Here is a 21,809-nt window from a genome sequence, read left to right on the forward strand (position 1 = left end):
GAACACCATTAGCTCAAACTTAGCAAGAGAGATCTTAAAGCATAACAAGCAGGGTCAACGCTTGTGTGGGTGGAAACATGGCTAGAAAAAAAACACAAGACGATATAGAGCTTACAGAATCGGAAAAAGAAATGCTTCAAGAAATGATCATCACCTATCAAAGCGTGAAAATGATGTCTCGCTTGATGAAGTGGATAGCATTTTTTCTTTTTTTGCTTATCCTTGATTTTGCACGCCTCATGGATGCGATAGACAATATCTTCGCCCATTTAAAACAATGGTTCTCAANGTTTTTTATCTTTTTGCTTATCCTTGATTTTGCTCGTCTTATGGATGCGCTAGATAATGTCATTGCACATTTAAAGCAGTGGTTCTCAAAAAATTAAAAAAACCATTATAGTAAAAAATCAGTTAACGAAAACCTGAGAATTTCTGCTAGAATCACGAGAGAGCTTCTTTTTTAATAGGATTTTTTAGATGCCAACACCATTTGGTAAAACCTTACGCAAACTTCGCATTGATCATTCAGAACGCCTTTTAGATATGGCTAAAAAATTAGATGTATCTGTAGCATTTTTATCATCTGTAGAAATTGGCAAAAGATCTGTTCCTGTAGGGCTGGAGGAAAAGATAATTGAACTCTATGCTTTAGATAAAGCTATGGTTTCTCTCTTAAAAAAAGAAGCCTATTCTTGTCGCAAAAGTTTTATTATAAAGCCTTCTGATACTTTCAGATGTGAAACTGTTGGTATGTTTTCTAGACTGAGTAAACATTATTTCACAAGAAGATTTAGAACTATTAAAAAAATTATTAGAGAAAGCTGGCAAAAAGAATGCATTTTGTAAAGGAAAGTGTAAAAATCCTATTCCCGAACCTAATTATATGGTCCATAACCTTAAAAAATATAAATAAAATCAATAGTTTATTGCAATTAAATTTAGATTCGAATTCAGGTATCCCAGCCAATTCTAGTGAAATTAGTTAATCAAATTTCAGCTTGAGAGTGGATCAATCCCCTTAACCATCTGTTGCTATTCATAGCAAGTTTTGTAAGCTGAAAAATACCCATTTGTAGCGGGTTAGCTCTAAATATGGTAAGGTTTTCTTTTACTATAGCTATCGCTTAAAGAGCTCTTTTAAAAGATTCTTTTCTACAAGACGAGGGGGAAATGATTTATGCGCACTTGCTTTAGAAAAACTATTTGACTGGATTTTTTGCTCTATAGCAACATCAGCGGGTGATTTTCCGTATTCCACCATCTTCATTACGCCGAACAGCGTAGCAATAATGCTGATTAGGAAACACATGCCGCTGCATGTCATGTACCATACCAGCAGCATGTCCATAGGGTGCCACACAATCAATAAACCACATATATTCTCCGCCTTGCCAATCCGCATCGGACAAAAGCTCTCCCTTTTCAAGCATAGATTGATGATTTTTCTCATCTAAAAAAGCCCAAGTGATAAAGGCGCAAAATTCTCCACGTTCATTTTTATAGAGTTTATATTGCCCAGTCTGTAAAGCTGGTCCTAAATTTCGATCTATATCCCAGATTCGCCAGCGGCGGTATAAGGGAGATGTAAGCATTAAAACAACCATAGCTCCTAACGCTGTAAGAGGATCTATGAGTGAAGGTGATGAATTTTCATTTACAGACATTATCTTTCCTTTAGAGATTGTTCTAAAATTTTGGTGATAGGTTCAAAGAAATAAGAAATGAGACGCCGTTTTGAGGTAATGACATCCGTTGTCACAGTCATGCCAGGGATAAATTTAAGTTGTTTGTTATTCAAAGTGATATGATCTTGGTCAATTTTGATTAAAACAGCGTAGACACCATTATTAATTTCTTTATCATAGCGCGCTGTAGCGCCTACATTAACGACTGTACCGTGGATAACACCGAAACGTTCAGGTGGAAAGGCAGAAAACTTGATGTAAGCACGTTGGCCCTTTTCTAAAAAACCAATATCTCGATTATCAAAAAACGCTTCAACAATGAGACCGTCCGCACCAGGGACAATGCGCATGAGCGTTTTACCAGCCTCTACAAAGCCACCCAAAGTATGGATACTTAAATCATCGATACGTCCATCAACAGGTGCATAAAGTGATAAGTGGTCAAGATGGTATTGAGTGCTATCAAGTTTTGCTTTTAATCCTTGAAGATTCAGTTCTGTTTCACGCGAAAGTTGCCGATAGCGGGCGATTTCATCGGAAATGAGACTTTGCCTTTGTTGGCGGAGGGTGTTTATTTCGGCGGCATTTTCTTCCAAACGCCTTTGATTGGTTAAAATTTCATGCTCGACATTTTTAAAGTCATGTAAACGCTCTAAATAAACCGCTTGGCTAATGACTTTTGTTTCCATTAGGCTTTTTGCAGCTTTTAATTTTCCTTGGCTTAATTGACGATCATCTTCCAACCTATCTAATTGCGCATGTTGTGTTGAACCGCTGCGCTCGACGCGGTCCGCTTGTGCTTTTAGCGCTCTTAATTTATCTTGGAGAGATTGAAGGGTAGCGCTAATGAGTTTTTCCCCTTCTATTCTTGCAGTCGTGTTGCCAGAAGGAGGAGCTGGCAGATAGGCAAGCCCTTTGGCTACAAAATCTTTATCCAAAGGATCACTTTCATGCAAAGCTGTTAAAATAGCTGTTGCGATTTGTGCTTGAAGGGTTTGTTGCGCGATATCTGCTTGAACACGTGCGCATTCATTGAGGGCTTCACGGGGATCTAATTGAATAAGGAGATCGCCTTGATGAACAAATTGCCCTTCTTTTACAAGAATTTTCTCAATGCGTCCTGTATTTTGCGCTTGGACCAGCTGAACGTAAGCGGTGGGAATAACACTTCCTTGCCCCCGTGCAACAATCTCTGTTTTTGCGATAAAGCTGCCGATCACAATAAAGAGAAATAAGGTGACTAAAACAGCAACCACCATATGAAGCGTTGGTGACAAAGGGCGCAAATAGGGAGCTTTATCTGCCATTTTTTGCCTCCAAATCAGTAAAGTTTAAGACGGTTGCATGCTGAGGGAAGAGGTCACTTTTGTGGGTAATAACAAGAACAATACGATCTTGCGAAAGTTTATATAAATGCTCAACAATTTGTGCACTGACAGCGTCATCCAATGCGGAAGTAGGTTCATCCAAAATAAGCAGGCTTGGGTTTATCAGAAAGAAACAAGCCAAAGCCAAGCGTTGGCGCTGACCACCTGATAAAAAACCACCTTGCTCTCCTACTTGAGTATTGAGTCCTAGAGGCAACTGAGCAATCAAATCATGGCAAGCACTAACATATAGTGCAGCATCGATTTCATCTTTAGTGGCATCTGGTTTAGCAAGAAGCATATTCTCAAGAATAGTTCCGGAAAAAAGGCAAGGATTTTGAGGAAAATACGCGATTGTTTTACGCACGCTACGGACATCAAAATTCTGTAAAGGTTGGGCGTTAATCAATATCTTTCCGCTTGTTGGGGGGGAGAGACCACAAAGGAGCTTCGCCAAGGTTGTTTTTCCGCACCCTGAAGGACCAAGTAACATAATTGGTTGCCCAGGTTGTAAACAGACATTAAGATGATTGATAATGGACTTATCTCCATAAGAAAAACAGAGATCGTTGGCTTCAAGATGAGGAGGAGCGCTGAGTTGAAGAGACGGCTTTTCTTCTTCCCATTCTGAAGGGGAGTTAAGAATATCGCCCAAACGAAGACGAGAGATTTTCAAATGCTGCCATTCTTCCCATAGGGATGCAAGGCTTAAGATAGGACCAGAAACATTTCCAGCGAGGAGATGAAAGGCAATAAGTTGTCCTAGTGTAATCTGGTTTTGAAGAACTGCCTGAGCACCAAAAAAGATAATAAAAATAGTGAAAAGATCACCAAAAATATGGCTCATGGCTCCATTGAGAAGATGCAATTTACTGGTCGTAAGGCTTTGATCTAAACTAGGGGCTAAAGTTTCTTGCATGCGTATTGTATGAGCTAGCTCCTTTACATGCGCTTTTATGGCTTCAAGATTGGTAAAACTTTCAATGAGGCGCGATTGATGGGCGGCTTGCAGAGTGAAAGCACGGCGTAATTGGCGGCGTAAGAAGGGACCGACTAGCGCTAAAGAACCCATTTGTAAAGGTAAAACAATAAGGACAATAAAGGTCAGTTTTGGACTAATGGAAAAGAGTGCAGCAAGATAAATGATTGCGAACAGAACATTTAGCACAGTTGTGGCGATGGTTCCTGTTAGAAACCCGCGAATTGTATCAATCTCTCCGATTCGCGTGAACAGTTCCCCCACTTGCCAAGTGCGTAAAATAGGCAAGGAAAGGCTTAACACATGGGTGTAAATGCGCCGTCCAAATTCTAGTGTAAGCCGATTGGCTAAATAAGCTCCTAAGTAGCCTGATAGAGTGCTAAGAGCCGTGCTAAACAGCATGATAGCAACCATCAAGACAACGATAGCATAGAGACTTTCAATACGCTGAAAAGGGAGAATACGGTCGATAATCGCTTGAAAAATAAAAGGATTCACCAAGCCCAGCAAACGCAAAACAACAGCAACGCAACTAAGTTCGATGACATAATAGATATATTTCTTTGTTGTTCTTGTAAACCAAGAGAACGATACTAGTTTTTCTTGTGAATGACTCATTTGAATTTATGATTTTGTTTAAGAGAAAGAGCGATGGATGTCGCATATTTAAACAGTATTGTAAATAGTATTATATTTATACAAAATATACATTTTGTAGATTATAATATAAATATAATGTATTTATTATTTATAAAGTATTTTTATTGTTATTTATACAAATTATGTTTGACTTATTATAAAATGAACAATAATGAAATTCCAGCTGCATCATTATGATACAGTTATTTTTAACAATAATTAAAGAGGTTTTATATGTTTCGTCCATTTGGTTCTAGTTTTTCTAATGGTTGGTCTCATGTTTCTAATACGTGGTCAAATATTTCATCAATGAATTTTTCAAGCAGTGGATCACGACCTGGGTGTACTGTTGGAGATTATCTCTCTGCAGGATTTTCAATGGGACATAGGGGACATGATATGGGAGTGGTAATTGGTGGAGTTATGGGGGGGTAACTGGAGGACCAATAGGCGCTGCGGAAGGTTTATGGTTAGGAGGAAGAGTTGGCTCTGGAGTAGGATTTGCCACAGGTATAGGAAATACAGCCTATCGATGTTATCGCTAATATAAAAATCAGCAGATATTTCTAAAATGAACAAGCTTGTAGGCATAATTATGTGTCTACAAACTTGACAGGAAGGTTTAGGTGCATAATTTTACAAAATTATATATTTAATTTGGATTTTTTTTATGAATGATCTTATTCGTATTATTGTAGAATTATTATTTTCTATAGGTGCTTTATTTATATTTTTCTATACATTGTTTTCATATTATAAATCTAAAGGTTATAGTAAAAAAGAAATTTGGAAAAAAATTTTGTTAAGAATATTTTTGTTCGTTATATTATTTTCTATAACATTTTTTATTTATATACGTTATTTCTATGAACAATGATTATTCATTATTAATTTATAATTATAGATTAATTTGGAAATTTTATTTTTTATATTATTTTACTTTATTAACTTTTGTATGATATAATATATGTTAATGTTTATTGTTTTTATATATATTTAATTTCGATTTTTTTTATGAGTGATATTATTAGTATTATTGCAGAATTATTATATTCTACATGTGCTTTCTTTATATTTTTCTATGCAATGTTTTTACGGTATAAATTTAAATGTTATAGTAACAAGGAAATTGTGAAAAAAATGTTGTTAAGCACATTTTTGTTCATTATATTTGTTATATTACTTTCTATAACAGTTTTTATTTGTATACGTTATTTATATGAAAAATGATTATTTATTATCTTTATATAATAATGTTTTTGATATTTTATTTTCAATATTTGTTTTTATATTTTCATTAATTTATAGATACAGTGGTGACAGTTGGAAAAATAGTATAAAGGAAGCAATTAAGACATTTAGTGGGTTCTTTTTGTTATTTTGGGCGTTTTGTTTTATTTATGTTGCGTTTAAATATATTAGATATTAGTATTTATATTTAAATTATGTTTGATAAAAAATTATTTTCATTTAAATAAGTTTCTATTATTTGTAATAATATATATTTTTTTTATTATTATGAAATTTCTTTATAAAATTGAAATAATCATTTATTGTAAAATACAGATTAATTTATGTGTATTTTATTGTTAATTTTTTCTGTAACTATATTACATATGCATCATATTTTATGATAAATGTATTTCATCTTTCTTGATGAGGGTGTATTTTTCTATTTTCATTGGAAAAATGCGCCTGTAAGAAATGCTTAATTTCCTTATTAGATAAGTCTTCTTTCCTACTTTTATGATGAGATTTCTGAGCATAAAAAATATATGTAAAATCAATTATAGTATTTAAGTTTAGAATTTGAATTCAAATATTTTATCTATATGTCACGCGCTAAAAAGAGGCTATAAGTTGCTTTTGGGTGTTTAAAGAACTTGTCAGTAATGCTTATGGCCGTCGAGAGACGATAAATGTTTTGTGCGTTTCTGCACGTCTCAAAATTTATTTTTGAAATAAGCTAATTTAGTAAATGTAACTTACTATACTTCTAACCTCTACTCATTATCTTCAGAAAGAGGAAGTGAGGCGATTTCTGTATCAAGTGCATCCATAAAATCGATAATAAAAGCAGCATTTGTCCCCAAATCTCTTGGCAAATAACGAGAAGCAGAACGCATATCAACAAAAGTTGTATCCCCTTCATCAGTTAAACGAATAACAATATCTAAAATAAAGCCAAGGTAAAAAGTTTTTGCTCTCGTTTCGATATAAATTTCATTTTCTTCGCCTTTGAATTCTCGTTGCGCTACAACAGGCCAATCATACGCAGCTAAAACATTAAGAACGGATTCGCGAATACGGTTAGGTGAGCCATCATAACGGCGCCCCGATATTTCTGGCCATTGTGACATCTGTATTGCTGCTTGTTCAGTCAAAACACTTTTGAGCGGTAAAGCATCGCTGGGACGTATTGTGCGAAAAAAAGCCGGCGGTTTTTGTGTATCGGTAGAAACGTCGTAAAGAGCCGGTAAGGTAAACCAAAGTCCCCAAAAGAGCATCAGTGGTGTAGCCGTTATTAATGAATAAATGATCCCTTTTAAAGCTTTCATTCCCCCTAGAGCACCATATAACCATAAACTATGAAGTGCTTTAATAGCCAGAAAAAGAGAAATAATTACACAGCCAGTAGAGATACCTATCAAAATTATGAAATCGGTTACGTTAATAACGGAAAAACGTTGTAAAATGACTGAAAATAATAAAATAAAGAACGACAATCCACCAAATCGAGGGGACCATACTGCTGCTCTTGAAACGAACCGAACATATCTCTTCTTCATGAAGTTTTTTCCCCTCAATTGTAAACTATAAGCCAAGTTTTTTCAGAGTGCCTATCGTACAAAAAGCTTCTGCTTATAAGAGAAAAATAAAGCACTTATTTTTGAGGTCAAGGATGCGTAATGTCTTATAAGTTTCCAGCGATTATTTTCGCACTTTATTGAAGGTAAACAGTATTTCTTCTATAGTTTATCATGTCATTGATGCGAATTTTATGGGAATGTTTGTAAATAAAAAAAATAAACTCAAATAACAAGTTTTACAATTGTTAGCAGCATATTTTTTTAGAGCTTTACTCTTGATTTTTCTCTTCTGATTGCGGGGAGTTTTTTCTGTCAGATAATGCGTATCAAATAGGATATGATGATGTGCAATAGAGATTTCATTATATATCAATAAAAAATTGAGGGATTTATAATCAGATAAATTTGAATATTCAATTAATAGAGAAAAAAGATAACCATTTTGATAGGCTTCATGTATTTTGTATAGAAAGTAAGGTGTTGTACAAATGAGAGGTTAGTCGGTTTTTATTCATAAAATATACGGCAGGTCGCAGATGAAAGGAAAGCTTCACTTTCTTTTTTCGCAAGGGAAGAAGGGACAAAAGTACGTAAAATAACAAACCCTTCATTCAAATTTTTAGCAACCAAAACTGAATTGGTATTTTTTTTAGGTTTTGATTTTTTGAGTTCTATGATTTGTATTGGTTTTCCAATGATAAGATCGAGTGTCGCATCAGGGGCTGTTCGGTCATTAAGGCTATAGAAAATAATTCCGTCGTGTGTGTAGGCTGCTAGTGACCAAAATTGTTGTGTTTTCACAGCTTTTAAATGAACAGGTCCATTTTCAAGGTTAAATCTACAGACTTTAAGAAGAAAGAGGGGATCAGCAGATTGTTGAATAGGATTATCGGGAGTAAAAGCAACAAATTGATAAGGGGCTCCGGATTTTTTAAGTGCTGTCCATATATTATCCTGTGCCCAATAGGGGATCAGAAAGAGAACGCAAATATGAACGATAATAGCGCCAATGATTGCAAGAAGTGCGGTATAAATAAATCTAGTCACAATTTATTTGTCCTGATGGGATTTGTTCTATTGATGGCATTGTAAGCGTTTGTAATGCCGTTGCTGAGATGATTTGGGTATCGTATAAAGTAAGAATAAGCCCGAATTCTTTTTGACTAACTGTTGCAAGCCAATTGCCGGTTTGCGGTGTGGGTGAAATATTAATGCGCAATGAGCCATCATGCTCATAGATAATATTGTCAGTGTAGAGTTCAAAAGGTATTTCTTTGGATGAAGTATAGGGTTTAAGGGACTTGTCAGCTGTATAAAGGGTAAAAAGACGGGTTTCAGGGATGGTGCCTTTGAGCAAATAATGACAGTGATGATGAAGTGGACGCCCTTGGTTATCTTGCCAAATCTGGAATTGAATACCTTCAGTTCGTCCGAGTGAAACAATGCCTTGTTTAGCGGTGCGGGCGCGGTTATAAGGATCCATATTGGCTGTTCCCATTTGTGGATAAGCACTCCATTTTCCAATTCTAAAGCGTCCAAAATGAGGAAAGGAATTGAGCACATAATCGACACTCAGTTTTCCACATAAAATGGAAAAAGCGAAGATAAAAAAGAAAATGGTGATATTAAAAAACATCAGTGAATATCTTGAATTCAAAATGTTGAATCTCCAGTTGTTTTCATTTTCAAAGAAATTGCAGATGTTTTTTTCAGATCTTTGTTAATCAATCGCACGATATTTAATGTTTCAGGAGAAAGTGTAGAAGGTATTGGAGGAGGAACTTCAGAATCTGCATGGGAGGAAAGTATTGGGGGCTGATAAGGAAGGAGAGAATCTTTAACACCATAGAGCTGTTTGAGCATGATATTTTGATGTGCAGCAAGCATGATGCGATGCCATATCATGGCAGGAACGCCACCCCCAAAAGCACGATTCATCGGTGAAAAGTTATCATTTCCCATCCATACGGCTCCCGTATAATTGCCTGTAAAGCCAACAAACCAAGCATCACGATAAGATTGTGATGTTCCAGTTTTCCCTGCGACGAGAGTCATGGGCAGAGCAGCACGCTTACCAGATCCTCGTGTCGTGACACCCACCATCATTTGGTTCATATAAGCTGTTGATTGTTCACTCAGAACTCGGTGTAACTTATTTCTGTTATGTTCGAAATCCCATACCACATGCCCATCGATTGTTCTGATTTGCGTGAACCCATGACGATTACCAGCTATTCCTCCATTGGCAAAGACATTAAAGCCAGTTGCTTGATCCATGGGGGTCATATTGGAAGTGCCAAGAATCATTGTTTTGTGTGATAAAATATGCGCGTTAATTCCCATATTCTTGATGAGATCTATGATGGGTTGGGTATCACGGTTAAGATATTGATAGGTGAGATACACAGGGACTGTATTAATGGAAAAAGCTAAAGCTGTTGCTAAATCAATTTTCCCCAAATAACGACCAGAATTATTTTTGGGTGTCCAACCTCCCCAATTGATAGGAGCATCTAAAACGATTGTCGAGGGAGACAGTCCGTGTTCCAGTGCGGTTGCGTAAACATAAGGTTTGAATGAAGAACCAGTTTGCCGTCCGCCTTGTGTCGCTCTGTTAAATTGGCTCTTTTTATAATCTAGTCCTCCAACAATTGCGCATACGGCACCGTTATTATCGAGTATAACGGTGGCAGCTTGGGTTACGCGATATTGTTGACCATATTGATGTAAATGATATGCGATTGATTCTTCTGCTGCTTTTTGAATATTCGGATCAAGGGTTGTTTGAATAATTAAACTATGGCTTGGAAGTTGATTACGCATTTTTTTGACTTCCTCGAATGCCCAATCAAGAAAATAATCTGGCTGATTATTTTCTATTTGGGGAAGTGCCTTAGCAGGGTGGCGATGCGCATTGATAATTTGGCTCTTCGTCATAAAGCCACTATTAACAAGATTAGAAAGGACGACATTGGCACGTGTTTGAGCAGCAAAGAGATGACTATGAGGAGCATATTTTGTTGGAGCTTTAAAGAGTCCTGCTAACATAGCAGATTCACTTAAAGATATATGGCGTATGTTTTTTCCAAAATAAAATTTTGCCGCTGCGGCAATACCAAAATTGTTTCCTCCCATATAGGCTCGGTCAAGATAAAGTTGTAAAATCTGCTTTTTGCTAAAATTTGCTTCTAGCCAAAGAGCAAGATAAGCTTCTTTGATTTTACGTGTTATGGTTCTTTCGTTTGTTAAAAATAAATTTTTAGCCAATTGTTGTGTGAGAGTTGAACCACCTTGCACCACGCCTTTAGCTTGCATATTTTGTGAAATTGCCCGTGTAAGTCCTTGAAAATCAATACCCCAATGATCAAAAAAACGACGGTCTTCTGTAGCGAGAACCGCTTTAATGACAGTGTCAGGCATTTCTTCAACGGGGACAGAGATTGCCGGCAGTGCACCACGGTGCCCAATGGAATTTCCATAGCGATCTAGAAAAAGAATGGAAAAGTTTTTAGGAGAAGACCAATCTGTTTTGGTCAGTTCAAAAACAGAAATGCCCAAAATGGTAAAAAGAGTAAATCCCATCAACCCTAATGTTAGTATTTCATCGAGAACTTCAACGATAAAACGTTTCCATCCTTGAAGATGAAAATTTTGTGAGACGATTTTTGCCTTTTTCCAGAAAAAACTGTTAGCAGAATGAATGTGATACAGCGCTGTGTCTAATCGTGCGTCTAATTCAATGAGAGCAGGACTATGAAATGGCTTACGGTGTTGCCCTTTCTTTTTTTTAAAAAAATCAAACATTTAAAGAGAGCCTATGGCAAAGCAATACAACCAAACAAATCTACCATAATTATATGGAGTAGAAGTATTTTTTTTCTATAGTTCTAACAGAGAAAGAATTTGTTTTAGAATTATGCATTTTTTGTAAGATAGTATATTAATATTTTATTATTTTATTGAATAATTTTTATTCTCATTATTAAAAATATTTTTTTGATTTTTTAAAAATTTGGAGTAATGTTAATATGTTACTTCTGTAAGATAGAGGATAAATTGTTTTCATTTGTAATTTTTTAATCGACTAAAAAAAACCATTATTTCTTTTATCCTTTATCAAGGAAGAGAAGAGATGGGTTATTGAAGTATTTATGATGAAAAAAAAAATCTTGTTCGTAATAATAGCAGCTTTTTTAGGAGCAGATTCTGTTCGAGCTTCTGGGTGTGCTGAAGTAGGTAAGAAGGCTGCCGCGCAAGAGAGCGGGGTTCTCGTCCGTTCAAAACCGGTTGTTCAGGAGGGAAAGGACATGTGTGCAATTGTGGTTGTTGTACCAGCCCGTAATGGTGAAAAGTTACGTCGTGTTGAGTTTTTTGTTCCTGCTGATTAGTCTTTAGCAGATGGTGTTGTGATGCGTATCTTAATCGTTGAAGATGATCGGAATCTTCACCATCAATTAGCAGAAGCTGTAAGACGTGCAGGATATGTTTCCGATAGTGCCTTCGATGGTGAAGAGGCTTATTTTTTAGGTAGCACAGAGTCTTACGACGCGGTGATACTTGATATAGGTTTACCGCAGATTGATGGTATTAGTGTTGTTGAAAAGTGGCGTCAAGAAGGGCTCTCCATGCCTGTTTTAATGCTAACAGCGCGAGACCGTTGGTCTGATAAGGTGCACGGTATTGATGCTGGAGCTGACGATTATGTTGTGAAGCCATTTCATTTGGAGGAAGTGATGGCGCGCTTGCGAGCATTAATTCGTCGCACTACGGGACATGCGACAAGTGCATTATGTTGCGGAAATGTTTTGTTGGATACAAAGACGTCTCGTGTTTTTGTGGATGGTCAATTGATTAAACTAACATCTTATGAATTCAGACTGCTTTCGTATCTCATGCATCATTGTGACAGGGTCATTTCAAGAACAGAGCTTACTGAACATCTTTATGATCAGGATTTTGATAAGGACTCGAATACAGTGGAAGTCTTTGTAGGTCGGTTACGGAAAAAGCTTGGAGTGGATTTGATTGAAACTATTCGAGGAATGGGATATCGCGTGAGAACGCGAGGTGATTAATGAATGTTTTTGAAGAGAATAATTGGTATAGGAGGTTCTTTTTTGTAATTACTCGATCTCTCAGTTTACGTGTTATGATCTTATCAACATTATGGGTTGTTATTTCTATTTTATCGATTTCTGCAGTAAGTATTTTATTTTATAAGCGTTCAACTGAACAAAGTCTAGAGCGTATCCTTTCTGCTCAACTCTACAGTCTTATTGCAACAGTGACGGTGTCATCAGAAGGTACTTTAAGAGGAGGGGCTGGGATTGATGATATTCGTTATTCTGATCCAACAACAGGATGGTATTGGGAAGTTGTTGCGATATCCCATAATTTAAAAGGAAGATTGACATCCCCCTCATTGGGAACAGGCGAGATATTTACACCAAGTGATGTTGATATACCTTTTAACAATAAATTCTTTCGCTCTTATCGGATAACGGGGAACAATGGTCAAAAGCTACAAGTGATTGAGAGTGATGTTGTTCTTGATAATAAAAATCATATTGCACGTTTTCGGCTTGTTGGGAATATCGATGAAGCTCATGCCCAGGTAAAGGAATTTAAGCGAACTTTGCAAATTTTTCTTTGGAGTTTCGGTATCGGGAGTGTTCTTATTAATATTGCTATTATTTTCTTTAGTTTTCAACCGTTGAAGCTTATTCGACGTGCATTGAATGATATTCGCGAAGGAAGAGTTCATTATGTGAATACGGATTTAGTAAGCGAAGTGATGCCGCTTGTACAAGAGATGAATGCTCTCATTAATAATAATCAGCGTATTATTGAGCGATTTCGCACACAGGTTGGTAATCTCGCGCATTCATTGAAGACGCCTCTATCCGTGATTATGAATGAGACAGATAAGATGCGCGGAGAAAAGGCTAGTTTGTTGAGAGAGCAAACGCAAATAATGCAAGCTCAAATCAATCATTATCTTCAGCGTGCGCGGATTGCAGCACAATGCGATAGTGTTGTCTATCATACGTCTGTTCGCAGTGTGCTTGAACGCTTGGTGCGGGTTATGAAAAAGCTTAATCCTGAAAAACAAATTCAATTTATTATGGATGTTGATGATATTGTTTTTTCTGGAGAGAAGGAAGATTTAGAAGAAATTATAGGGAATCTGATTGAAAATGCTACTCAGTGGTCTCGCGCAAAGGTTTTGATCTCTTGTTGTTTAGAAGAAAATGCTGAAGAAACAGAATATTTTAGTATCTTTGTAGAAGATGATGGTCCTGGTTTAACAGAAGACAAAATTGATGAAGCATTAAAAAGAGGGCGGCGGTTTAATGAAAGTAAACTAGGGTCAGGCTTAGGGTTAGCAATTGTTTCAGATATGGTCAGTGAATATGGTGGCAATCTCTTTTTATCACGTTCTGATTTGGGTGGATTGTATGCAAAAGTTTTATTACCTAAGATGGGAGAATAACATATTTTCTCCTTAAGCAAGAAATGTCTATAAAGTTTGTAAAGCAGTATTTTCAGACAACACATCAACAGAGTAGGGAAACATTGTTTTTAGTTTCTTTGTTTAATTGATGTATATAATAGATTTTATAATATTCTCCATGAAAAAATGAATTTTAATTAATTTACATCACTTTTCTCATGAAGAGGATAAAATGTAAGCGAGTTATTCTCTGTTCGTATTGGAAAAAACGATATGCTCTTATTAATTTTTGCAGCATTTTTTCTGATTTTTCTGGCAAGTGTTCTTTTTCTTTCACTACGTTTTGACGATGAGATAAAAAAAGAATGGAAAGTTCAAACCGTGGATGGTTATAGAAGCCATAAGCGTATGATTGAGTTTAACAAGCTTTATATGCATTATAAAAAAAGAAATATTCTTAAGGCTTTAAGTATCTTGTTTGTTCTCCTTATGACATGGAATATTTATGGGCTGACAGGCAATCCAGAAGTGAAAAGTTATTTTTTTAGCGAATTAATGGATAAGGATCCGCAAACTCTTAGTAAGCAAGAAAAGCTTATTCGTTTACAAGTGCTTTTTTTCCGTGCACCTCATGATGGCAAGCTAGCAGATGCGTTAGCGGTAGGGTATCTCGAAGAAAGCCTTTTTCAAGAAGCAGTGAATACTTATTTAGATGCACTTCGTTTGAATGGAGAAACAGCTCCAAGGCTTGTAGGATACGGTTTAGCATTGGTTGGTTATGAAGGGGGAGTGATAACGCAAGAAGCGCAAAATGCTTTTCAAAAAGCAGCAGATTTAGCGCCAACAGATTTTTATCCACGTTTATTGTTAGCCGATGCATTGCATCAAGCAGGAAAAACTGCGCAGGCAGTGCAATTTTTACAAAGCTTTCTTGATACAATGCCTGAAAATTTTTCAGGACAATCACGTGTTAAAAAAATGATGATTCAGTTACGTGGTTTATCGAGTGAGCATACAAAGAAAAGAAATCTTGCACCTATGTAGAAGATGTGCAAAGCTCTTAAAAAATAAAATATTGATACTTAATTATAACGTATTTAAAATTTTTTCGCAGAGTGTCTATGAACAGTCAATCTTTAAAGAATTCTGCCTCATGGAAGGTTATTTTAGAACAGCGAAAAAAAAGGCGCTTACTGATCATATTATTATGTTGTTTGGTTATGACAATTGCAGCAAGTCTCATAGTGTATGCAATGCGTCATGCGGTCAGTTTTTTTAGAATGCCCTCTGAAATTACAAGAGAAGATATTTTAACGGAGCGCCCTTTGCGTTTGGGTGGCTTTGTTGAAAAGGGAACTGTTCAATATGTTGGAGAGAGAGGCGTTGTTTTTTTTGTAACGGATAACAAAAAACATGAAAAAGTAGTTTTCAATGGTGCCTTACCGGATCTTTTTCGTGAAGGTCAGGGGGTGATTGTAGAAGGGCATTTCGATAAACAGGGCTTTTTTATAGGGATGCGTATTTTAGCAAAACATGATGAAACTTATATGCCTAAAGAAACAGCTGATCGTTTGAAAAAATATTACATTATGGAGAAATAATTCGATTGTGCTTGTCGAACTGGGTCATATTTTTTTAGCTGCAGCATTTTCAGTAAGCTTATTAGGGGCATTTTTACCTGCTTTAGGTTTTTGGTGGAGAGAGCGTTTGTTAATGCAAACAGTTGTTCCTCTAACATATATTACTTTTACATTACTGCTTTTATCTTTTTTAGTGATAATTTATGCTTATGTCGTATCTGATTTTTCTGTTTTGAACGTTGTTGAGAATTCTCATTCAGAAAAACCGATGCTCTATAAAATTACAGGTGTTTGGGGTAACCACGAAGGCTCTATGTTGTTGTGGGTTTTAAGTCTTGCTTTTTTTAGTGCATTGATGGCTTTTTTTAGCCAACATTTGCCAGAAGATTTTAAGACGCTTATTTTAATTTGCCAAAGTTGGATTACAACTGCTTTTCTTTTATTTATTCTTTTTGTATCCAACCCATTTTTACGTGTGAATCCACCAGCATTGCAGGGAAATGGTCTCAATCCTCTTTTACAAGATATCGCATTAGCAATTCATCCACCGCTACTTTATTTAGGTTATGTCGGTTTTTCACTTTGTTTTTCTTTTGCCGTTGCGGCATTGATTATGGGACATGTTGATAGAATTTGGGCGCGTGGGATTCGTCCGTGGCTTTTACTTGCTTGGTGTTTTTTGACATTGGGTATTATGGTTGGCTCTTATTGGGCTTATTATGAGCTAGGATGGGGGGGCTATTGGTTTTGGGATCCTGTTGAAAATGTTTCGTTTATGCCTTGGCTTTCAGGAACGGCTCTTTTACATTCTGCTCTTGTTCTCGAAAAACGAGAAATATTGAAAAGTTGGACTCTGTTTTTAGCGCTGCTTACTTTTTCTCTTTCTCTGATGGGAACTTTTTTTGTGCGTTCTGGGCTTTTAGTTTCTGTTCATAGTTTTGCTGTTGATCCAGCACGCGGGCAAGCAATTCTTGCTCTTTTATTTTTTTTTACGGGAGCTGCTTTTCTTCTTTTTGCTTTGCGTACCCCTATTTTAAAAACAGAAAGATTTTTTCAACCAATTTCACGTGAAGGGTTTATTGTTTTAAATAACTTGTTACTGACAACAATAACAGCAACAGTATTGATTGGTACGCTTTATCCTTATTTTATTGAGATATTAACAGGGCAAAAAATTTCTGTAGGGGCTGCTTTTTTTAACCTTACCTGTGGACCGCTAATGGTTTTGCTGTTGTTGTTTGTTCCGTTTGGAACAATGATGGCATGGAAACGCGGTGATTTTCTTGCAGTTTTTGAACGGTTGTGGTTTGTTTTTGTATTGGTTGGTATCGTCTGTTTTATAATATTTTATGCGACATCTGTGCGTGATATTTTTGCAGTTTTAGGGATTGGGCTTTCAGCGTTTGTTTTTTTAGGCAGTTTAGCGGATCTATGGGGAAAGAGTGGATATGGCAAGAGAGCTTTTTCAGTACGCGTTAAGAGATTTCTTGGATTGCCATGGTCTACTTTTGGTGCAGCAATAGCACATATGGGATTAGGCGTTACATTATTTGGTATTGTTTGCGTGGCAAGTTTTGGGCAAGAACGTATTTTAATCATGAACGTAGGGGATAGGGTGACGATAGCGGATAAAACGCTTCATTTTGATGCAGTGTATGATGGTGTTGGTTCGAATTATTCGACAATGGAGTTTTATTTTAAAATATATGAAAATAAAAACATTGTAGGTCATGTAACAGCCTCAAAGCGATTTTATTCAAGCCAAAATACATCAACAACAGAAGTTGGTCTTAAAAATCATGGCTTATCACAGCTATATATTGTACCGGGACATATCGATAATCGGGGTCTCGTTGTGCACGTATGGTGGAAGCCTTATGTAATATGTATTTGGTTAGGGGCATTCATGATGGCTATGGGGGGATGTCTTTCTCTTTTGGGGTATTGGTTTCGCATTGGCATGTACAATAAGGTAGTGCTTGCTTTAAATTTTGGGAAAAGATATTGAGATGAAAAAAATTCTTTGGATTGTATTTTTTTTAATTGCAACGTTTCCTTTTCGATTAGCAATAGCAGTAGAGCCGGATGAGATTTTAAAGGATAAGATTCTTGAAGCGCGAGCACGCCATATTTCATCGCATTTACGTTGTCCGGTTTGTCAAAATCAATCAATTGATGATTCAGATGCTGCTTTAGCACGTGATTTACGGCTTTTAATTCGGGAAAGGCTAAAAATGGGCTATAGTAATCAGCAAATCACTGACTTTCTTGTTGAGCGATATGGTGAATTTATTCTCTTGAAACCACCATTGAATAAGATAACTTGGTTTTTATGGTTCTCGCCTTTGATCATTATTATCATTGGCGTAAGTATCATATTTTTCCATTTCAAACGAAATAATCATGCGTTATGTGAATGAAAAAGAACAGTCAAAAATGTCATTGCATTAAAAAAATGTTACATAAAAGAAAAAAATCAGATCATCTGCAATAAGCAGACAATCTTATTGTAATTATATTAGGGAATACTGAAACCTTACAAAACTTTAATAATTTAGACAGAAAACGGTAAGGTGTGGTATTTTATAAGTGATCGGAATTGGAATAAAGGTATGATTGAATAGGAGCATAGAATAAATGGTTAAAAAGGCTTTCTTTAAAACATTTGTCGCAGTGAGTTTTTCTGCGATATTGGAAAGTGGACTGTTTTTTAATGGATGTACATCAAGCTTGTGGATGACAAAGGCTCATGCAAGTTCTGTATTTACTTCGTTAATGCAACAACAGGGATTTGCCGATATTGTTGCTCAAGTGAAACCAGCCGTTGTAGCAGTACAAGTAAAGAGTAATAAAAAGAAAGAAGATAGGTTCTTTAGCAACTTTTTTAGTGGTCCAGGACTTGATCAATTACCAGATCAGCATCCTTTAAAAAGATTTTTTAAAGAGTTTTATGATTTTGATAAACCTAAAAATAAATTTCCGCACCAATCGCAGAGACTCCGTCCTGTTGCTTTTGGATCGGGTTTTTTTATTTCATCTGATGGTTACATTGTGACCAATGATCATGTGATTTCTGATGGAACAAGTTATACTGTTGTTCTTGATGATGGTACAGAATTGAATGCAAAGCTCATTGGGAAAGATCCCAAAACCGACCTTGCCGTACTAAAAGTGAATGATAAAAGAAAATTTTCTTATGTTGATTTTGGTGATGATTCAAAGCTTCGTGTTGGGGATTGGGTTGTTGCCATTGGGAATCCATTTGGTCTTGGTGGAACTGTGACAGCAGGTATTGTTTCTGCACGTGGACGTGATATTGGCACTGGTGTATACGATGATTTTATTCAGATTGATGCTGCTGTTAATAGAGGAAACTCTGGTGGTCCAACGTTTGATCTTAATGGAAAGGTTGTTGGGGTTAATACAGCAATTTTTTCTCCTTCTGGAGGAAATGTTGGGATTGCTTTTGCTATTCCAGCAGCGACTGTAAAACAGGTTGTACAACAACTTATTGAAAAAGGTTCAGTTCAACGTGGTTGGTTAGGTGTTCAGATTCAGCCGGTAACAAAGGAGATTTCCGATTCAATAGGATTGAAAGAAGCCAAAGGTGCTTTGGTTACTGATCCGTTAAAAGGACCGGCAGAAAAAGCTGGTATTAAAGCGGGTGATGTAATTATTTCAGTGAATAATGAAAAAGTTGCTGATGCGCGTGAGTTGGCGAAACGTATTGCAAATATTAAACCAGGAGAAATGGTAACCATAGGGATTTGGAGATCAGGTAAGGAGGAGAGTATAAAGGTTAAACTCGCTTCAATGTCTGAAGATGAAAGTAAGAAAGAGACTTCAAAATATTCAAATGGACATAGTGATTTAGATGAAACATTGGAAAATTATGGTTTGATTGTTATGCCTTCTGATGATGGTGTAGGGGTTGTCGTAACGGATGTCGATACCGATTCAGATGCTGCAGATAAAGGGATACGCCCTGGTGATATCATTGTGACAGTAAATAATAAACCGGTTAAACGAGTCTCTGATATTATTAACACAATCAAAAATGCTCAGCAGTTAGGACGAAAGGCTATACTCTTACAAGTGCGAACAAATGATCAAAATCGTTTTGTTGCTCTTCCAATTTTCAAAAAATAAGGCTTTAGTTGTAGAACAAATGTTTATTAAATATTTGTCCTACAACATAATAAAATAATGGAGATACGTTTTATGAAGATACTCGTTATTGAAGATGATCATGAGACGGGGCATTATCTCGAAAAAGCATTTTTGGAAGTAGGGCATTCTGTTGATGTTGCTTATGATGGGGATACGGGATATGCTTTAGCAACCACGGAAAATTATGACGTTATGGTTGTTGACCGAATGCTTTTGCATCGTGATGGTCTTTCTATTATTGCTGAATTGCGCGCTAAAGGCAATGAAACACCGGTTCTTATTCTGTCTGCTTTAGGGCAAGTTAATGATCGTGTAACGGGGCTGCGTGCAGGGGGAGATGATTATTTGACAAAGCCTTATGCTTTTTCTGAACTTCTTGCGCGTGTTGAAGTTTTACAACGGCGGAAAAATCCTAAAGAAGCAGAAACTGTTTACTGTGTAGGTAATCTTGAGCTTGATCGGTTAGCACATACGGTAAAACGAGGTGATAGAAACATTCTATTGCAACCACGAGAGTTTCGTTTACTTGAATATTTGATGCGTTATGCGGGGCAGGTTGTTACACGCACTATGCTTTTGGAAAACGTTTGGAATTACCATTTTGATCCACAAACGAATGTCATTGATGTCCATATCTCTCGTTTGAGAGCCAAAATTGAAAAAGATTTTGATGTTCCCCTTCTCCATACAGTGCGTGGAGCTGGATATATGCTGAAAGTACCAGATAACAAAGCATGAATCGTTTGATTAATATAATGCGCACGACGGCGCTAAGGCTTTCAGCACTTTACATTTTATTGTTTGGATTGGTGGCAACAGGACTTTCTATTTATATGACGGCATTTTCTGCTTCATTGTTAACAGAGCAAACTGAACAGGCTTTACATGAAGAATTAAAGTATATTGAAAATGCTTATAATTATGGGGGATTATCCTTATTAATGCGCACTATTGATTATCGTTCAAGACAACCAGGAGCATTTCTTTATCTTGTTACAGATTCTATGGGGCGTATTTTAGCAGGAAATGTAGCACGTATTGAATTAGGTCTTTTGAATCAGAGTGGTTTTATTTCTACCTCTTTTTTGTATTCCCGTTTTGGAGAACATGGCAAAACAAGTGAACATCGCGCTTTGGCGGTTATTGTTGATTTGCCTAATGCTATGAAGATTCTTATAGGACGTGATTTGGATGAGCCAGAACGTTTTGCTGTTGTTATTCGCAAAGCTGTGATCATTGCACTTGCTGCAATGGTTGGAGGCGCTTTACTCATATGGTTTTTTGTTGGCAGGAGAGCTTTACAAAGGATTGATCATGTAACGGCTGCATCACAGCGCTTGATGGATGGTGATTTCAGTGGGCGTTTACCTGTTTCTGGAGTAGGGGATGAGTTTGATCGATTGTCAACCAATCTTAATGTTATGTTAGACCGCATTGAAGAGTTAAATATTGGTTTACGTCAAGTATCAGATAATATTGCTCATGATCTGAAAACGCCGTTAACGCGTCTTAGAAATCGCGCTGAAGAGGCACTTTCAGGAAATAAGACAAAGCTTGAATATCGTCAGGTCCTTGATAGGGTTATTACAGAGTCAGATCAACTTATTTGTACGTTCAATGCGATTTTAATGATTTCACGTATTGAGGCCAGCAGTGCAATTGAACATCTTGAAATGATGAATATGAAACTGATCATTGAGGATGCTGTTGAGCTTTACGAACCTTTTGCTGAGGAGTCAGGTGTTTTACTTCAGTTGGGAGATATATTTGATAAAGAGCTAAAATTGAATCGTGAGCTTGTTGCACAATCAATTTTTAATCTTATAGATAATGCAATTAAATATGCGCCTAAAGGTGGAAGGCAAGCGAAGGTTTGCTTATCAATGGAATATCGTGATGCACATTTATTAGTTGTTGTGAGCGATAATGGACCAGGAATAGCAGAGGATAAACGTGAAAAAGTGACAGAACGATTTGTTCGTCTTGAAGAAAGCCGCACACAACCTGGGTTTGGGATTGGTTTAAGTATAGCAAAAGCGGTTATGAAGCTTCACGGGGGTGAATTGTTACTTGAAAATGCAAATCCAGGGCTTAGGGCTATTTTGTTATTTCCTTAAAGATATTT

18 protein-coding genes and 2 pseudogenes are annotated in these 21,809 nt (G+C 36.5%); 13 read left to right on the plus strand and 7 right to left on the minus strand.

All coding sequences use genetic code 11. The annotated features are described in order from the left end of the window. Window positions 1–77: 77 nt before the first annotated feature. Window positions 78–287: pseudogene (locus ACFIMX_RS01335) on the plus strand (hypothetical protein); the annotation flags it as partial. 190 nt (window positions 288–477) lie between these two features. Then, window positions 478–913, plus strand: a pseudogene (locus ACFIMX_RS01340) (helix-turn-helix domain-containing protein). A gap of 319 nt (window positions 914–1,232) precedes the next feature. Here the strand turns inward: ACFIMX_RS01340 and ACFIMX_RS01345 are convergent. Genes ACFIMX_RS01345 through ACFIMX_RS01355 form a run of 3 tightly spaced genes read right to left on the minus strand, consistent with a single transcriptional unit; the run spans window position 1,233 to window position 4,649 of the window. After that, window positions 1,233–1,664 carry a toxin-activating lysine-acyltransferase gene (locus ACFIMX_RS01345; RefSeq protein WP_375640603.1) on the minus strand — a complete coding sequence of 144 codons (432 nt, stop codon included), beginning with the start codon at window positions 1,662–1,664 and terminating at the stop codon, window positions 1,233–1,235. Beyond that, complete coding sequence (locus tag ACFIMX_RS01350) at window positions 1,664–2,992, minus strand: HlyD family type I secretion periplasmic adaptor subunit (RefSeq protein ID WP_375693926.1); 1,329 nt, start codon at window positions 2,990–2,992, stop codon at window positions 1,664–1,666. The genes ACFIMX_RS01345 and ACFIMX_RS01350 overlap by 1 nt, the downstream gene beginning before the upstream one ends. Then, window positions 2,982–4,649: a peptidase domain-containing ABC transporter gene (locus ACFIMX_RS01355; RefSeq protein ID WP_375693927.1), complete on the minus strand. Its 1,668-nt coding sequence runs from the start codon at window positions 4,647–4,649 to the stop codon at window positions 2,982–2,984. Before ACFIMX_RS01355 ends, ACFIMX_RS01350 begins: the two co-directional genes overlap by 11 nt. A gap of 255 nt (window positions 4,650–4,904) precedes the next feature. Between ACFIMX_RS01355 and ACFIMX_RS01360 the strand changes: the two genes are divergently transcribed. Then, a complete protein-coding gene (locus ACFIMX_RS01360; RefSeq protein WP_375640599.1) occupies window positions 4,905–5,105 on the plus strand; it encodes a hypothetical protein in 201 nt (66 codons plus the stop codon). 1,568 nt (window positions 5,106–6,673) lie between these two features. On the opposite strand, the gene ACFIMX_RS01365 is transcribed toward ACFIMX_RS01360, so the two are convergent. From ACFIMX_RS01365 to ACFIMX_RS01380, 4 genes are all read right to left on the minus strand, one after another. Then, window positions 6,674–7,459, minus strand: coding sequence for a DUF1499 domain-containing protein (locus ACFIMX_RS01365; protein WP_375640598.1), 786 nt, complete (start codon window positions 7,457–7,459; stop codon window positions 6,674–6,676). Between the two features lie 528 nt (window positions 7,460–7,987). Then, window positions 7,988–8,527 (minus strand): hypothetical protein, encoded by a 540-nt coding sequence (locus tag ACFIMX_RS01370; protein ID WP_375640597.1) that lies wholly within the window; start codon window positions 8,525–8,527, stop codon window positions 7,988–7,990. Next, complete coding sequence (locus tag ACFIMX_RS01375; RefSeq protein WP_375640595.1) at window positions 8,520–9,116, minus strand: DUF1214 domain-containing protein; 597 nt, start codon at window positions 9,114–9,116, stop codon at window positions 8,520–8,522. The genes ACFIMX_RS01370 and ACFIMX_RS01375 overlap by 8 nt, the downstream gene beginning before the upstream one ends. A 17-nt stretch (window positions 9,117–9,133) precedes the next feature. Then, entirely contained in the window at window positions 9,134–11,284 is a 2,151-nt protein-coding gene (locus ACFIMX_RS01380) for a transglycosylase domain-containing protein (RefSeq protein ID WP_375617576.1), read from the minus strand. 347 nt (window positions 11,285–11,631) lie between these two features. Between ACFIMX_RS01380 and ACFIMX_RS01385 the strand changes: the two genes are divergently transcribed. From ACFIMX_RS01385 to ACFIMX_RS01430, 10 genes are all read left to right on the plus strand, one after another. Further along, window positions 11,632–11,868, plus strand: coding sequence for a hypothetical protein (locus ACFIMX_RS01385; RefSeq protein ID WP_375617577.1), 237 nt, complete (start codon window positions 11,632–11,634; stop codon window positions 11,866–11,868). Window positions 11,869–11,889: 21 nt separating this feature from the next. Then, window positions 11,890–12,555: a response regulator transcription factor gene (locus ACFIMX_RS01390; RefSeq protein WP_375606371.1), complete on the plus strand. Its 666-nt coding sequence runs from the start codon at window positions 11,890–11,892 to the stop codon at window positions 12,553–12,555. After that, window positions 12,555–13,973, plus strand: coding sequence for an ATP-binding protein (locus ACFIMX_RS01395; protein WP_375617578.1), 1,419 nt, complete (start codon window positions 12,555–12,557; stop codon window positions 13,971–13,973). Before ACFIMX_RS01390 ends, ACFIMX_RS01395 begins: the two co-directional genes overlap by 1 nt. 234 nt (window positions 13,974–14,207) lie before the next feature. Then, complete coding sequence (locus tag ACFIMX_RS01400) at window positions 14,208–14,978, plus strand: tetratricopeptide repeat protein (protein WP_375617579.1); 771 nt, start codon at window positions 14,208–14,210, stop codon at window positions 14,976–14,978. A 77-nt stretch (window positions 14,979–15,055) separates the two neighbouring features. Further along, a complete protein-coding gene (gene ccmE / locus ACFIMX_RS01405; RefSeq protein WP_375693928.1) occupies window positions 15,056–15,535 on the plus strand; it encodes a cytochrome c maturation protein CcmE in 480 nt (159 codons plus the stop codon). Between the two features lie 7 nt (window positions 15,536–15,542). Then, window positions 15,543–17,522, plus strand: a complete 1,980-nt coding sequence (locus ACFIMX_RS01410) for a heme lyase CcmF/NrfE family subunit (protein ID WP_375640593.1) — start codon at window positions 15,543–15,545, stop codon at window positions 17,520–17,522. 1 nt (window position 17,523) lies between these two features. Further along, window positions 17,524–17,934 (plus strand): cytochrome c-type biogenesis protein CcmH, encoded by a 411-nt coding sequence (locus ACFIMX_RS01415; RefSeq protein WP_375640592.1) that lies wholly within the window; start codon window positions 17,524–17,526, stop codon window positions 17,932–17,934. A 217-nt stretch (window positions 17,935–18,151) separates the two neighbouring features. Continuing rightward, a complete protein-coding gene (locus ACFIMX_RS01420) occupies window positions 18,152–19,663 on the plus strand; it encodes a Do family serine endopeptidase (protein ID WP_375640591.1) in 1,512 nt (503 codons plus the stop codon). Between the two features lie 72 nt (window positions 19,664–19,735). Continuing rightward, entirely contained in the window at window positions 19,736–20,422 is a 687-nt protein-coding gene (locus ACFIMX_RS01425) for a response regulator transcription factor (protein WP_273791552.1), read from the plus strand. Then, complete coding sequence (locus ACFIMX_RS01430; protein ID WP_375640590.1) at window positions 20,419–21,801, plus strand: ATP-binding protein; 1,383 nt, start codon at window positions 20,419–20,421, stop codon at window positions 21,799–21,801. Before ACFIMX_RS01425 ends, ACFIMX_RS01430 begins: the two co-directional genes overlap by 4 nt. The last annotated feature ends 8 nt before the right edge of the window (window positions 21,802–21,809 follow it).

The organism is Bartonella sp. AD24XZML (assembly GCF_042196485.1).
Taxonomy (GTDB): Bacteria; Pseudomonadota; Alphaproteobacteria; order Rhizobiales; family Rhizobiaceae; genus Bartonella.